This window comes from Saccharothrix sp. 6-C (genome assembly GCF_016695385.1).
GTDB lineage: Bacteria > Actinomycetota > Actinomycetes > Mycobacteriales > Pseudonocardiaceae > Actinosynnema > Actinosynnema texasense.
Genome location: NZ_CP064192.1, coordinates 1,428,726 through 1,444,518, shown reverse-complemented (window position 1 = coordinate 1,444,518; position 15,793 = coordinate 1,428,726). Strand labels below are relative to the sequence as shown.

At 72.3% G+C, this 15,793-nt stretch carries 3 protein-coding genes; all 3 read right to left on the bottom strand.

Annotated elements, in window-relative coordinates:
• Window positions 1-78: 78 nt before the first annotated feature.
• The 3 genes from IOD16_RS06730 to IOD16_RS06720 are packed head-to-tail and all read right to left on the bottom strand — an operon-like array spanning window position 79 to window position 15,441.
• Window positions 79-549: a barstar family protein gene (locus IOD16_RS06730; protein ID WP_201439321.1), complete on the bottom strand. Its 471-nt coding sequence runs from the start codon at window positions 547-549 to the stop codon at window positions 79-81.
• Entirely contained in the window at window positions 546-2,018 is a 1,473-nt protein-coding gene (locus IOD16_RS06725) for a ribonuclease domain-containing protein (RefSeq protein ID WP_201439320.1), read from the bottom strand. The genes IOD16_RS06730 and IOD16_RS06725 overlap by 4 nt, the downstream gene beginning before the upstream one ends.
• A 19-nt stretch (window positions 2,019-2,037) precedes the next feature.
• Complete coding sequence (locus IOD16_RS06720) at window positions 2,038-15,441, bottom strand: hemopexin repeat-containing protein (protein WP_201439319.1); 13,404 nt, start codon at window positions 15,439-15,441, stop codon at window positions 2,038-2,040.
• Window positions 15,442-15,793: the final 352 nt, after the last annotated feature.

Here is a 15,793-nt window from a genome sequence, read left to right as displayed (position 1 = left end):
CGGTCACCAACGCCGCACTCCGCTCCCCCTCGTCCACTCCCTGCCCCATCGCCTTGCGTGGTCGGCCTGCGCGGTTCGTCAAGGACGGGTGGTGAAGGTGGTTCCGTTGGCGGTCAGGGTTCGGGCGACGCGGCCGGTGGGCGGGGCTTGCAGGACGAACTGGAACGGCACGGGTGCGGCCGACTCCGCTGACGCCGCCAGCACGCCGAGGCCCGTGGCCAGGACCTCGTCCGCCTCGTCCGCGAGCAGGTCGTCTGCGTCTTCGACGACCAGCAGGTAAGCCTCGGCCGGCACCCAGCTCAGGTCCGACAGCACGTCGCGCAGCGCGTTCCAGTTGCCGCCGAAGTGCGCGGGGAACTGGAGCGCCGCCGCCATCTCGTCGAACAGCGCTGTCGCGGTCCGGCACCGGGTTCCCCTGATCCGGCGCACCGCCGCGGTCCGCCGTTCGAGGGTCAGCTCGACGGCGGACTTGCCGAGGACGGCGTGGCTCGCGCCGGTCAGGTGGAACGACGGCGGTCCGGCGCGGAGAAGGTCGGCGAGCCCGCTCATGCGATTCTCCTGAAGGTCTTGTAGTGGTCGCTGGTGTAGTACTTGTTGCCGTCGGAGCCGACCACCACCCGCTCGCCGCCTCGCTCGTAGGTGAAGGTGAACGGCCGGATGTCGTATTCCCGGTAGTGGATCTGCGCGTTGGTGGTGTTGTCGACGACCGGGAGGATCATGGCGCCGCCGGAGTTGTTGAAGTTCATCCCACCGACGTAGCGGTCACGGACGACACCGGCGGGCAGCGGCGGCAGGGTGTGCTCGTTCAGCGGTGGCAGCGGCTCGGCGATGGCGCTGATGTGCGCGAAGAGCACCGGTTGGCCGATCGGGCCGAAGTGCACGTCGCTCGACGCCACCGTCGTACCGCCCCACACGGGGTCCGCTGACACGGTCGCGTACCTGAGGTTGGCCAAGGACTGACCGCCGGCCCCGTTGAGGAAGAAGTCGGTGTTCTGCCCCGAGTCGGCGATCGTCTTGAGCAGCTTGCCCGCCAGCGCCGTGTTGCCCTGCAGGGCGGCTTGGCCGTGCAGGGCGGGCACGCCTTGCGGTGCGGTCGCGCGGCACGCGTCGAGCACGTCGAGCAGCACGGCGCCGACGGCCGCGGCCTCCGACAGCAGCTTCGGCACCTCGGTGGGCACGTCGGCGGCGACCAGCAAGGCCTTCAACGCGGCCGGATCGGGTTGCAGCGCGACGCCGCTTCGCAGTGCCGTCAGCAGCTTGGTGGTGCCCGGGTTCTCCCGACCCATGGCGGTGAACAGGTCATCCGGGATCTTGTTCACCTGCGGGGCGCCGGGACGCCCGTTGAGGGTGGTGATGATGCTGTCGACGTCCAGCAGCCGGCCCTTGATCGCGTCGACGCACCGGTCGATGGTGACGAGCCGGCTGTCGGGCATGTGGTTGTCGAGCAGCGCCACCGGTCTCGGTTCGGTGATCTGGCTGTTCGCCAGCAACCAGAGGTCGGCGGTGAGGGGGTCGGTCTCCACGACGATCCCACCGCGGAACCCGGCGGCGAACTGCTTGACCGCCGCCATCCGGGCGACCGGCCGACGTGAGGTGGCCAACTGGTCCCGGAGAGTCGCGATCACGCCTTGGATGCGGTTTTCCTCGGCCGTCAGCTTGACCGGGTTGTTCTGGAGGCTGTCCCTGATGTCGTCGACCTCGTCGGCGAGCGCCACGGCCAGCCGGTGCACCTCGTCGCGGTCGAACACGATCTCGGCGATCACGCTGTTGGTGATCACGTCGTCGTCGCGGTCGACGCTCTTGCCGAACGCCGCCTTCAGCAGCACGTCGGCGTCCGCCCTCAGCTTGGTCACCCTCTGCTGAGGGGTCAGCGGTTTCGCCTTCTGCTGCTGCGGATTCGTCCCCTTGGTCTTGGCCAGGCCCGGCTGGGCCGGGTTCTTCGGCGCGGTGTTGGACGGTTTGGTCGGCTTGCCCGCGGCGGGCTTCCCGGTGGTCGGCTGGCGCTTCTTCGGCGGCATCGCTGGTCCTCCTTCGTCGTCAGACCGCTGCGGCCCGGTAGGCCAGCACCAGGCCGAGGCCCGTCAGGTCCTGTTTGTCGCCGTCGAGCGCGAAGGTCCAGTCGTCGCCGACGCGCAGGTCCGGGGTGAGGAGCAACTTGCCCTCGGTGAGCACCGTCGACCGGTCGCCGTTCAACGTCAGCCGCGGCGCGGTGCCGGCGGCCGTGCCGAAGTGCGGGTAGACGCCGATGACGTGGCGGCCGGTGAGACCGGGCAGCAGGTCCGCGGTGACCGGGAGGGTCAGCTCGTCCGCTTCTCCCTCGACGAACTCCCGCCACTGGTCCGGGAACTCGGTCGCGATGTCGAGGAAGCGGGCCGCCGGGTAGGGCTTGAGCATCCCCTTCACCGCGTTCGCGAACACCTCGCCGCCCTGCGCTGCCGTGTACCGCAGGGTCAGCACGACGTCCCGCACCCTCGTCGACCGACGTCCGGTCAGCTCCAGGCGCCACGTGGACACCGCGCCCGTGCCCTCGAACGGCAGGTAGCGCGAGTCGTCGTAGCGCAGCTCGAACAGCCCGTTGTTCTCTTGGCCTTCCGGTTGGGACAGCGCGATCTGCTGGCTCGCGCGCCAGTCGCCGCGCAGGGTGTCGGGCGGCGGCTCCTTCGGGTCGAGCAGGTGGCGCACCGCTTTCGGGTCGGGTGCCAGCACCGTCTTGTGCCCGAGCTGGGTGAGGGTGGCGTTGGGCTGGGCCGCTTCGCCGTCGGCGCCCACGAAGGTGAGGGTCACGGTCCGGATCTGGCGCCGGAAGTGGCCGGGGAAGTCGCGGTCGAACAGTTCCTCGGGGAGGGTGAACTCGCACGACCCGCTCCCGGTCAGCCGCAGCGCCGCGGCCGGGTCCAGCTCCAGCAGCGACACCTGCTTGGTGATCTCCAGGTCGCGGGCGCCGGTGTCGGCGTGCGCCTGGCCCAACCGGTCCAGGTCCACCGCGAGGCTTTCCCCGGCGAGCAGTCCGGCGCGGCGGCTGTCCCAGTGCAGCGGACGGATGAACGTGGACTCGGCGTCGTTCAGGCCCCGTTCGAACCGCAACGCCCGTTCGGCGGCCCGTGCGGTGTCGTAGGCCATCGAGTAGGCCTGGAAGTACAGCCCGGACAGCCGGCCGGCCATCCACCCGTAGAGCTCGGCGCTGGTGAACTTGTCCTTCAGCAGCGCGCCGACGGCCTGGTTGTGCGTGATCTCCTGGGCGTGGACCTCGGCTTCACGACGTGCGTTCGACAGCTGGTGCTCGGCCTCGGTCACCCGGTGGTCGATCTGCGCGAGGTCGCTCCCGGCGGTGGCGAGCTGGAACTCCCACTCCTGGTGCGTGCGTTCCTGCTCGGCGCGCACGCCGAGCAGCTCACCGGTGACCGAGAACCCCTCGCCCAGCACCTGGGGTATCTCGGCGGCCTTGTCCAGCACGTTGCCCAGGTGGTGCCCGCCCCACGTGGTGCCGAGGCTGAACGGGCCGATCGTGGTCTGCGGGACGGCGTGCGCGATGGCCGCGGCGACCTTGAGCACGCCCGAGGTCAGGTGCATGGCGGCGGCCGTGCCCATGATCCCGAGCTGGGCCTGCTCCAGCGAGGTGAGCCCGTTCGTGATCAGCTGTTGGTAGTGGGCGATCCGCTGGTTGGCCGCGTCACGGCTGGCCAGCAGCTCGCGCAGGTTCGCCGCGGAGGCTTCGACCTGCGCGTTCTTGATCGCCCGGGTCATCTCCAGGATCACGCCCTCCTGCCGGTTCTGCAGCAGGCCGAGCTCCTCGGAGTCCCGGCGCTCCAGCACCGACTGCAGCTCACCGCCGAACTGGCGGAGCCGGTCGACCATCTCCTGGGCGCGGCGGAACGTGGCCTCGAACCGGTAGTGCGGGACCGCGACGGAGGAGACCGCGGTGACGGCCCGGTCCACGCCGACGCCGGCGGCGACGCTGCGGACCAGGTCCATCGGGTCGACCGGCGGCTCGAACAGGGGCAGCGGCTGGCTGATGCCCAGGATGTCGAGCGACTGCCTGATCTTGCGCAGCCGGTCTTCCACCCGGTCCCAGTAGGCGGTGAACACGGTGTTGTCCGGGATCCGGAAGTAGCGGTTGGCCACCCCGGCGTGGACGCGGCCCGGTCCTTCGAGCAGCCGCCCGCCGTCGGTCAGCTCGGTCAGCAGGTCGAGGTCGCCCGGCTCGTCGTCCAGCTGCCGGTAGGTGCGCGACGCGGTGAGCGGCAGCTTCCCGGGCAGCTCGGGCCGCAGGCCCAGCAGGTCCCAGGCGAAGACGTAGAGCATCCGCGCCTCGTCGACGCTCTCCCCGGTGTGCCGGCGGAAGAGCATGTCGCCCCAGTCGAGCAGGTTGTCGACGTAGGCCATCACCACCGCCCGGCGGTGGGACACCGGGCGCAGGTCGGCGATGGCGTGCGGGTCGAACGGGTCGCTGCGGTAGGCGTCGACGAGCCGGTCGCGGTCGCTCACGAGGTCGTAGTGCCGCCGGAGGTCCGCGATCAGCGCGGCGCGCTCCTGCACCTGCTCGACGGCCCGCACGACCCCCAGCCACTGGCTGCGCTTCGGCTCGCGGGTGCGGGGGGTGATCCGGGCTGCCGCGGCGGTCGCCGCGTCCGCGAGCAGCAGGTGCAGCTGCGGGGACGACAGCCGGTCGAGCACCACCAGTTCCGCTTCGTCCAACGTGCGGTTCTCCCGGAACGCGGGCGTCAGCCGCTCCAGGTCCGCCACGACCCGGGCCAGTTCGGCGGCCGGCGCGGCCTGCTGGTCGAACCCGGCGGCGGTGAGCCGCTCGGCCAGCTCCGCCACGTCCCGCCGCACCCGGTCGGCCAGCGCGGCGAGGTCCACCGCGAGGAACGGCAGGAACCGCCAGTGCCGGTCGGGTTCGGTGGGGTCGAAGACGTACTCGTACCACTGCCGCGCGTCGGCGAACCGCTGCGCGTCGTTGAACGCCTGCGCGATGAGGACGGGCGCGTGGAAGAAGATCTCCCAGTAGTAGATCCCGTTGGCGCTCTCGAAGTCCAGGTGCGCGCCGGCGGGCAGCCGGTTCGCCACGACCCGGTCGGCGCGGACCTGGATTGTGTTGCGCTCCGACCGGTCGGTCCGGAACGCCGGGCGCTCGTCGAGCTCCTGGCCGGCCGGGTCCAGCAGGGCCGCCACGCCACCGGCCAGCAGCCGCTGGTTGAGCTGCGCGGCCGTGCTGGTGGTCAGGCGGACGACCTCGATGGGCAACGCGGCCCGCTCGAACGGCCGCGGCACGCCGATCGTGGTCGGGTAGGCCAGGTAACCCGCGCCGAGGAACAGGTAGAGGTGCCGGTCGGACTCGCTGTCCAACAACCCGGTGAACTCGGCGGCGAAGTCCTCGGGCAGGTCACCCCAGTTGCCCTCGATCGGGGCGAACCCGGTGAGGTCGGCCAGGCCGGACGACAGGCGCGCGTAGTGGCCGCCGCTGAACGCGTAGCGGCGCGGGCCGCGCCGGAACACGGCGGTCACCGGCCAGGGCAGGTCCTGCGGGTAGCCCTCGTCCACGACGTCCGGCGCCGAGCCGTCTTCGGGCAGGGTGTAGCGGACGACCTGCTTGCCGCTGGTCAGGTACAGGAACCCGGCCTCGACGTGAGCGGAGTCCACCGTGGCGAGGCCGCCGGCCGTCGCGCCCCGGTTCAGGTCCCGGCTCGGCCAGGTCGTCTCGACGCGCTTCGGGTCAGCGCCCTTCGGATCAGCGCCCTTCGGGTCGGCGTGCTTCGGGTCGGCGTGCTTCGCCCTGGGGTGCGGGCGGCGGTCCGGCGGTGGCACGACCTTGACCTCGGTGCACAGCCGGGTCGAGTCGTCGAAGTACCAGGACGTGTCACCCAGCCGCAGGGCCGCGCCGATCATCGGCCACTTCGGGAAGGTCTCGTCGCTCTCGGCGATCTTGTGCGCGCGGTTCCCGTCGGGCGCGCGGTAGTCCTTGCCGGAGTAGCGGACGTAGTCCTCCCCGACGAACACGTAGGTGTGCTGCGCGTCGACGTCGACGACGGCCGCGTCGAACCGATGGGGTCCGGCCCCGTCGGCGAACAGACCGGTCACCGGGGTGCCGATGCTGCCGCTGCGCTCCATCCGGCCCGCGCCGGCACCGGAGTAGAACCACTCGGTGCCGTTGAGGTCGGTGAACGCGGCGTCGATCCGCTCCCAGCGCGGGAAGTCCTCGTCGTTGGTGACGATGTCCTTGGGGTATCCGGGGTCGAGCGCCCCGAACACGCCGCGGTAGCGGAAGTACTGGCCGCCCGAGAACACGTAGGTGTGCTCGCGGTCGCCTTCGCCGCGGCGCAGGACGGCGTCCACCGCGCCGGTGCGGGCCAGGTGGGTCGCACCGCGCCCCCAGCGGTCCGCGGTGGTCCCGCCGGCGCCGGGCCTGCCACCGGTGACGGCGACGTAGCGCCGGGCCTGGTTGTCGAAGAAGAGCCGGGTGCCGCCGGGGAGTTCGACCGCGGCGTCGACCCGGGTCCACCCGGTCAGGCCGAGGTCGTCGAGCGGACGCCGCGCGACCGGTTCGGCCGGGGCCACGGCGGCCGGTCGGCACAGGAAGCTGCCGCCCTTGTGGTCGATGCTGAACCAGGGGCCGTAGTCGGCCCCGCTCGGGCTGGTGAACCGGACCACGCGGGGCCGGTGCGCCGCGCCCGCCCCGGTGGCCGCGGCGATCTCGGCCGCGGCGAGGACCTCGTGCATCGGATCGGCGGCCGGGACGACGCCACCGGGCGTCCCCGCGCCGAGGGCGCGCACCGGGAACACCTCCTCCACCAGTTCCGGGGTCAGCGCGGCGGCCTGGACGTGCGTCGACTTGGTCAGGACAGGCGCGGCCCCGGCCTCACCGGGCTCCGTGGTGATCACCGAGTACGTGCAGGTCACCACGATCGACTCGGGACCGCCGGCGCGGGAGCCGGCCACCTCCACGGCCAGCCGGGCGTCGTAGATGGCGCCGTCGCTGCGGGTGTCCAGGGCCAACGTCTGCGCCGGCACCCACTCGCCGTTCAAGTTGCCGAACGAGTAGTGGATCTTGACGCGCTCGGTCGCGGGAGGTGCGGTGATCTCCTGGCCGTCGCCCTGCTCGCGGGTGAGCAGGGTGGTCGTGGAGGGCGTGGCCGGTGCGACGGACTCCACCGTGGTCCAGAACACGAACACCCGGTTGAACGCGTGGACCGGGTGCACCTCGTCGGCGTCGATCTGGACGTCGACGTCGAGCCACGGCTCCCACGACCCGGTGAGCTTGTCGGCGCTGCGGAACCGGGCGCGCCGGTAGTAGTAGCGCCGGGGCTGGGTCCGGGTGCGGCCGAACAGCACCAGGTCGCGGCTGCCCTCGTCGCCCGCCGCGTAGACGTGGCCGCCCGCGATCGCCAGGCGGGACACCTCGGTGTACTCGTCCAGGTAGCGCTTGTAGGCGCGCTCCACCGACTCGGGCGTGATCTCACCCTGCAACAGGTCGGCTTCCAGCGCCTCGAACGCCGGCGTCTTGCCGGCCCGCAGCTCGGGGCGCAGGTAGTTCTCCGGGTAGAGGAAGACCTTGCGGTTGGCCTCCCAGACCCGGTAGTTGCGCATCCAGGTCCACCACGTCCGCAGCCGGTCGCGCACCTGCGCGTCCGTCCCGCCGGTGGGCGAAACCTCTTCCAGGTCCAGGAAGTAGCGGTGCAGGAACAGCTGGGTGGCCGCGATGGCCTCCCGGATCGGGGAGGTCGTGCCCCGGCTGCCCATGTCGACGTCGATCAGCAACCGCTGGAACAGCTCGCGCGAGGTGTCCGCGCCGGTCTTGGCCAGCACGGCCGGCACCAGCGCGTCGCGTTCGACCACGTTCAGCTCGTCGTGGACCTGGCGGGAGAGCACCGCCCAGTCCTGCGGGCTGTGCCGGCGCGCCAGCAGGTCGTGCAGCAGCGTGGCCGTGGCGGCGTCGGAGGGCTGCCCGCCGTGCAGCCCGGACCAGACGTCGAACACGGTGGCGGGCCCCGCGCCCAGCGCGTCGGCCACGGCGAACACGTCGACCAGCTTCAGCAGCAGTTCCAGCTCGACCCGGTCGTCGACGGGCGTGCCGGTGAGCAGGGCGCGGCGCCGGACGAGCCAGCGCAGGTCCTCCGGGTCCCAGCCCATGATCCCGGCGAGCCCGCTGTAGGGGTCGGCGACCGTGCCCGGACCGGTCGCGACGAACTCCGCCAGCCCGTCACGGGTGCGAGCCGCGCCCGCGAACCGGGCGATCGTGCGGATGTCCTCGATCCGGTAGTCCGCCGCGGCCGACCACCGCTGCCGGAACACCTGCGGGTAGGTCCGGTCGACCTGCCGGTACCCGTCGCCGGAGTAGCGGACGTACTGCTCGCCCCGGCCGAGGTAGGTCCGTCCACCGAGGACGAACGCGGTGTCGACGCCCTCCTCGAACGCGGCGGGCAGGTCGCCCCAGTCGTCGCGCACCGTGCGGGGGAACCCGTCGTCGACGAACTCGCGGTCCTCGCCGCTGTAGCGGGCGTACTGCCCGCCCCGGAACACGTACAGCTCACCACCCTCGGCGACGAAGGCCGCGTCGACGCCGGGGTGGTCGGTGAACGCGTTGCGGACCCGGCCCCAGACGCCGGCGACCGGCCGGACGTCGGGCCGCCGCACGTCGATCCAGTGCGGGCCGGCGAACAGGCGGACGCCGCCGTCACCGCCGCGGAACGCCGCGTCGACGCCGTCGCGCAGCTGCTCGGGCAGGGTGGTGATGCCGAGTTCGGCCGGCAGCGAGGTCTCGATCGCCCGGGGGTAGCCCTCGTCGACGAACGACAGGTCGTCGCCGGAGTAGCGGACGTACTGGTCGCCGCTGAACAGGTAGGTGCGGCCGTCGTCGACCAGCGCGGCGTCCACCCGGCCCCGCTCGGCGAGCGTGTTGCGGACCCGGCCCAGGCCCAGTTCGGCGAGGTCGTAGGTCGCGGTCAGGGCGCGGGAGACGACGTGGCAGTCACCGCCGACGAACATGAACGCGGTGCGCCGGTTGGCGACGACGGCATCGACCACGGCGCGGGCGCCCGCCTCGATCCGCGCGGCGACCGCGTCCTCGAACGTGTCGGGCAGGTTCGCGAACGCGTCCTCGTCGCGCAGGTTGTCGGCGATCAGCTTGGGGTAGCCCGGGTCGGCGTGGCGGTAGGCGGCGCCGGTGTAGCGGACGTACTGGTCGCCGGAGAACAGGAACGTCGTCCGGCCCGAGTCCACGAACGCGGCGTCGACCCGGCCGCCGGCCGCGAAGTTGTTGCGCGACAGGCCCCAGGCGTCCCGGATCGGCCGGTGCGGCGCGACCGCGCCCGCGGCGACGCGGGTGAACCGGTCCGCGAAGAACAGGTAGGTCGCGGCGTCCGGCCCGGTGAACGCGGCGGTCACCGCGCCCGGCCAGTCGCGCTCGACACCGGGCCACAGCCGGCTCACCGGCCGGGGCGGCGACCACGCGCCGGTGTCCTCGTCGCGCGCCAGGAACTCGTCGCCGACCAGCACCAGCATGGTCCGGCCCTCGAACAGCACCGCGTCGGGCGCGGTGAAACCGGCGGGCCGCAGGTCGGCGGGGACGTCCCAGGAGGCCGCTTCGACGCGCGACGGGTAGCCCTCGTCCGCCCGCGTGTAGTCGGCCCCGGAGAACACCAGGTGGCGCTGGGCGCCCCGGGCGTCCGGCTTCTCGAACACGTGGGTCAGGCCGTCCCGGACGTAGGCCAGGGTCACGCTGGTCAGGCCGGCCCAGTGTTCGGCGATCGACCGCGGTTCGCCGACGATGTGCGCGTCGGCGACCTGGGAGCCCTCGTAGACGACGAACTGGTCGCCGCTGAAGACGTAGGTGCGCCCGTCGCGCCCGACGAACGCGGCGTCGACGTGATTGTCCAGCGCGATGGTGTTGCGGCCGCGTCCCCAGTCCTCGGCGAGCGGGTACTCCCGGTTCAGCCGCACGTCGAAGCACGAAGTGCCCTTGAACAGGTAGGTGTTGCCGTCGGCGCCGCGCAGCACGGCGTCCAAGCCGGTGCGGAACCCCGCCGGCGCCGTGCGCAGGACCCGCGGCCGCACGGGGGTCTTGGTGACGGTCGCGCCCTCCAAGGCGCTGTAGCGCCGCCAGCCCTCGGCGCCTTCGACCAGGACCGAGCCGTCCTCGATGAACGCGCACCCGACGTCGCCGAAGTCCTGGTAGCGGCGGTGCAGGGTGTCGGACACGGCGTGGCAGCGGCCGTCGACCACCAGGTAGGCGGTGCGCCGGTCGGCGAAGGCCACCTCGACCGGACCGGTCAGCGGCCCGGGCAGCCCGGCGAACCTCGGCTCGGACCGCAGCGCCTCCAGCGACCTGGGGTAGCCGTCGGCGACGGTCGAGTGGTCCGCGCCGTCGTAGCGCACGTACTGGTTGCCGCTGAACAGGTAGGTGGCGGAGTCCAGCACCAGCGTGGCGTCGACGCGGCCGTGCCGGGCGATGGTGTTGACGACGTTGCCCCAGGCTGCCGTGTTCGAGGCCGGGTAGCGGTCGTCGAAGCCGGAGTGGTCGTGGCCGGAGTAGCGGACGTGACGGGTGCCCGAGAAGACGTACGTCCTGCCGTCCCTGCCCACGAACGCCGCGTCGACGCGGTCGAACGGCAGGCTGTCCCACCGGTCGCCCAGCGGCCTCGGCTCGGACCACCAGCGCCGCTTGTTGTCGAACACGACGTACTGGCCGCCCGAGAACAGGTAGGTCCGGTCATCCTGGCCGGTGAACACCGCGTCGACGGTGGAGAACCCCTCGTCGGGCAAGTTCCACCAGTTCTCGGCCAACGGCCTCGGGTAGCCGGGGTCGGGTGCCGCGTAGGCACGGGTCGAGTAGCGGACGTGGTACTGGACGTCCTGCCCGGGATCGGCTCGCACCTCGACCTTGTCGGTCGCCCGCCGCAGGACGAGCCTGATCCCCTTCTCCGCCTGCAGACGCCATTCCGGCGCGGCGCCGGTGACGCGCGTGTCCACGGCGACGGTGATCCCGTGCTCTTGGAGCAGGTCGCGCAGCGCCCGGGACACGGCGCCCGCGGCCAGGTCGGGCTCGTGCTCGACCGGGAGGTCGAACAGCGCTCCGCCCGCGCCGAACAAGTGGGTCGCGCCGTCCAGCACGAAGGACGCGCCGACCCGCCGCAACCCGCCCCAGTCGGGGGCGATGCGCCGCGGGTGGCCCGAGTCGACCACCGAGTAGTCGGCGCCGGAGTACCGCAGGTACTTGTCGCCGCTGAACAGGTAGGTCATGCCGTCCAGGCCCACGAACGCGGCGTCGACCGCGCCGTCGGCGAGGACCGGCCCCAGCACACCCCAGCGCTGCGCGGTCGGGGCCGGTGCGACCGGCGCCGCCGCACCGGCCCCGCCGGGCTCCAGCGCGACCGTGCGGCCGTCCTTGAACAGGTGCACCACCCCCGCGGCGTCGGCGAAGGCCGCGTCCAGCGCGCCGTCGAAGCCGACCGGCACACCGGGCAGGTAGGACTCGATCGAGCGCGGGAAGGTCTCGTCGACGAGGACGCCGTCGTTCTCGACGCTGTCGGAGTAGCGCACCACCTGGTTGCCCGAGAACAGCACGAGCGACGACGCCTCGGCGAAACCCGCGTCGACCCGCCCGGTGTCGGCCAGCGCGTTGCGGACCCGGCCCCAGACCTCGGCGCTCGGCCGCTCGGCCGGCACGTCGCCCACGGCCAGCCACCGATCGCCCGAGAACAGGTGGGTCGTGCCGTCGCGGTCCTGGAACGACGCGTCCACCGCGGTCCGGAACCGGTCGGGCAACGGCGCGTGCCGCCCCTCCCCCTCCCACCACTCGCCGATCGCGCGGGGATAGCCCTCGTCCACGAACGTGTAGTCCGTGCCGGAGTAGCGCACGTACTGGTCGCCCCGGAACAGGTAGGTCCGGCCTTCCCCGTCCACGAAGGCGCTGTCGATCCGGGACGGCTCGCCGCCGAAGGTGTTGCGGACCGCGCCCCAGACCTGCGTGGTGCGGTCCCAGTGCGCGGCGCCGGGCTTCCGGACGAAGGCGTGCGACCCGCTGGCGTCGTGCCCGACGACCCAGTCCGCGCCCTGCGCGTCGGTGAACGCGGCGTCCACGCCGTCGAGCCCGGCGAACCGGGGCGACAGCTCGGCCAGCGGCCTCGGCCCGGTCGCGACCTCGGCGCCGTCCGGGTAGGTCCACCACCCGGTGCCGCGGAACAGGTGGCGGTCGCCGTCTGCGGAGTCCAGCAGGGCGTCGACGCGGTCGACGCCGGCCGGCAGCACGAGCGGCTCGGCGAACTTGCCCGCCAGGTCCTGGTCGTGGAAGGCGATGCGGACCTGGGTGGCGTCCAGACCCAGCCGGGTGACCAGCAGCGCGAACCGCCGGATGCGGTGGTAGGCGCGGCGGCCGGCCGATCCCGGCGCCGGCAGCACGTCGAACGCCTCGGGCACTCCGCCGCACACCCCCGCGCAGAGCGCTTCGACCGTCGTCACGGGCTGCCCGGTCGCGTCCGCCAGCACTTCCAGCAGGGCGGCGCGCTGCACGTCCGCCCGGGCGGTCAGGGCGGCGGTCACCTCCGCGACACCCGCCACCAGCTCACGGGCGGCGATGTGCAGCAGGTAGAAGACGTCGGTGGCGTAGTCCTCCAACGCGGGCAGGGCGTAGCCGAGGGCGTTGGACGGGGTGGCGAACCAGGCGAGCCGGTCGGCGGGCACCGAGAGGTCGTCGCGGAGATCGCCCCGGGCGACGAGGACCTCCACGAGCCGGGTGGTCTCGTCGGCGTCGAAGCCCAGCTCGGCGACCGCGTCGAGGTCGAACCGGTAGGGCCGCTGGTCGGTCAGGACGGTGGCGATCCGGTGGGTGATCGTCGCCAGGTCGCCGGCGGAGAACAGCCGCGCCCAGGGCGACCCGGCGAGGGACACCACGTTGTCCGGATCGGCGAAGAAGGCCCGGGTCTCCCGGGGCGCCACGTCGTCGTCGAGGTACGTGCCGGCCAGGGCCTCGGCCACCGCGCGTGCGGTGGCGCCGTCGGCGATCTCCCCGAACCGCTCCGCGTCCACGGTGAGCGCCGCCGTGCGGGCCGAGGCGAGCTGGCCCTGGATGGCGTGCAGGACGGCCGCGCGGTGCGGGTGGAACGTGATGGCGAGACCGAACCCGTCGAGGGGCAGGCGGACGAGCGCCGCGGGGTCGACGTAGTTGTCCTCGTCATCGGTGTAGCCGTTGAACCGCAGGCTTTCCAGCAGCTCGCCCCGCTGCTGCGCGGTGAGCGCCACCTCGGCGAAGATCTCCGGGTCGAGCGCCACCGGCTCGCTCCACACCCGCTCGGCGAGCCCGTGCAGCAGGTCGAACACCTCCGGCGCGACGGCGTCGAGGGGCACGGTGACCGCGAACTCGGCGACGTTCTCCGGCGCCAGGAAGAAGTCCGGCGTGCGGATCTCACCCGACGGGGCGAGGTGGCCCAGCACGACCAGGTTGTCGTACAGCTCCGCCTGGCGCTCCTCGGCGAGTCCGCCCAGCGTCGCGAGGTCCGAGGGGTAGAAGCCGGGCAGGTCGCCCGCGCAACGCTCGGCGACGAGGGCGAACAGCGGTTCCCCGACGTCCTGGAAGTCGCCCGCCGCCTCGAACCGCGCGGCCGTCGACGGGAGCCGGTCGACCACCAGCACACCCGAGGAGTCGAGCGTGCCGCTGAGCACGAGGTTGGTGAAGACCTTGCCCGCCAGCGCTTCGGCCGCCCCGAGACCGCGGAAGTCCTCCTCGACGACCGCCGCCAGGCCGGTCACGGCGTCGTACACCGCCCCCTGCACCAGCGCAGGGTCGAGCCGCAGCACGCGGGGATCGCGTGCGACGACACCATCGGACCAGGTGAGCGCGTCGTGCAGGACCTGGGCGGCGCGCCGCCCGAACCGCTCGGACACGAACAGCTCAGGGGTCAGCCCGACCTCGTCCAGCTTGTCGTCCACCCGGCCGCGGACCGCGTCCCAGTCCTCGTCGACCTCACCCGGTGCGGTGCCGCCCAGGACGTCGCCGAGCTCCGCGCTGTCCATGCCGAGCGCCTGCATCCACCTCACGACACCGAGCAGCAGTTGCGCCAGGCACAGGCCCGAACCGACGTCGGGGGCTTCGAGCATCCGGTACAGGTCCGACGTCACCGGTTCGGTGTCGAGCAGCCCGCCGAAGGCGCCGGCGTGCCTGCTCGACGGCTCGTCGTCCAACGCGTCCAGGACGCCGAACAGCTCGGTGGCGGTGAGGTCGAGCGCACGGGTGAGCCGCCCGACCCGGTGCAGCAAGGACAGCGCGTCCAAGCCGACGTCGTCGTGGTCGAACGGACCCGACTGCGCCACGGTGCCCGCGTACCGCTGCCGCACCCGCCGGACCGTGGTGGCGAGGTCGGCTTCCGACAGGCCCACCGCGCGGCTGACGCGGACGCGGTAGTCCTTGTTGCGCGGCGCCAGGATGTCACCGGAGACGCCCAGCACCCGCACACCGTCCGACGGCCGCGTCGCGGGCCCGGCGATCACCGTGCGCTCGGCGGCGAACGGCTCGTTGAACACGCGCTCGAACAGGTCGTCGTCGATCGGTCCCGCCAGACCGGTGACGACGTCGACCGGCAGGTCCAGGCCGCGGTGCAGGTGGACGACGACGGCCAGCACGCGCAGGGCGGCCAGGTCGATCCGGTTGCCGCAGCAGCGGCGCAGCACCACGTCGGCCTCGGCGAGGGTCAAGCCGCTGCGGCGGGCCAGCCGGACGAACCTGCCGACCCGCTCGAACCACTCCGGCGGAACGGGACCCGAGCCGTCACCCCAGACCAGTTCCCTGCCCGTGGCGTCGACGGTCACGCACGGCCCGCCCTGGTGGACGAACGCGTCGGCGCCCAGGTGGACCAGCGCGTCGAACTCGGTGGCGGTCAACCGCGTGGCGCGGATGAAGGCGAGGACGTCTTGGAGGTCGGCGAAAGACCCGTTGACGCCGTAGTAGGTCGTCAGCAAGTCGTCCGCGTCGGTGACGACCGTGGTCACCAGCGACACGTCGACCGCGGAAAGACCCAGGAACTCGCGTGCGACGACATCGCGGTCCGGCCGGTGCGCGAACAACTCGTACAGCTCGACCGGACCGACCCGGAAGTGGTCCAGGTAGCGGCGCACCTTTTCCCGGTCCAGGTCGAACGGAAGCGCGAACGGGAATCGCAGCCGCTTCAGCTCCTGGTGCGCGTCCGGACCGATGACGGCGGCGAGCACCCGGTTCACGACATCGAGATACGGTGACTCCGCGTAGGCGTGCTCGCCGTCCAGCGGAATCCCGACGAGGTCCGGCCGCCGATCCGCGCCGGTCAGCGGGTCGCCGTCGAAGTTGTCGTCGATCAGTTCGAGGAGATCCGCCAGGTAGGCCGCCGGCGAGTAGACCGAACGCCCCTCGTCGACCGCGCGGAAGTCGAGCGCTCCGAAAAGCTGCTCGTAGGTCGGCAAGGAATGGTCACGACGCACTAGGGCCCCTCATGGCGAATTGGTGAACACAGTGACTCGGCTGCGAACCGAAAACGTTGGCGCACAAGACGATCAGCGACGGATCGACGTGGTCATGCGACGCGGTGGAGCACGGTGAGATCAGGGGTGGGGTCGAGCGTTTTCACCGGCTGTTCGCCGGTGTGGTGTGAACGAGCACCCTACAACCGTCACCACAACGCACAAACGAACCATCCGCCCTTCCCGGGCACCAAGCGGAAACAGGTGCCCGCCCCCTAGAAGCCGACATCGCCACACCCCGACCCACCGCTACGCCCACACGACGTATTTGGACCGGATGGCCGCGACCGGTGGCGCGTCAGGGGTAACGCGG

What these genes read in the sequence shown, in the direction of transcription:
- IOD16_RS06730 (WP_201439321.1), bottom strand. Translation starts at nt 549, where the DNA reads ATGAGCGGGCTCGCCGACCTTCTCCGCGCCGGACCGCCGTCGTTCCAC.
- IOD16_RS06725 (WP_201439320.1), bottom strand. Translation starts at nt 2,018, where the DNA reads ATGCCGCCGAAGAAGCGCCAGCCGACCACCGGGAAGCCCGCCGCGGGC.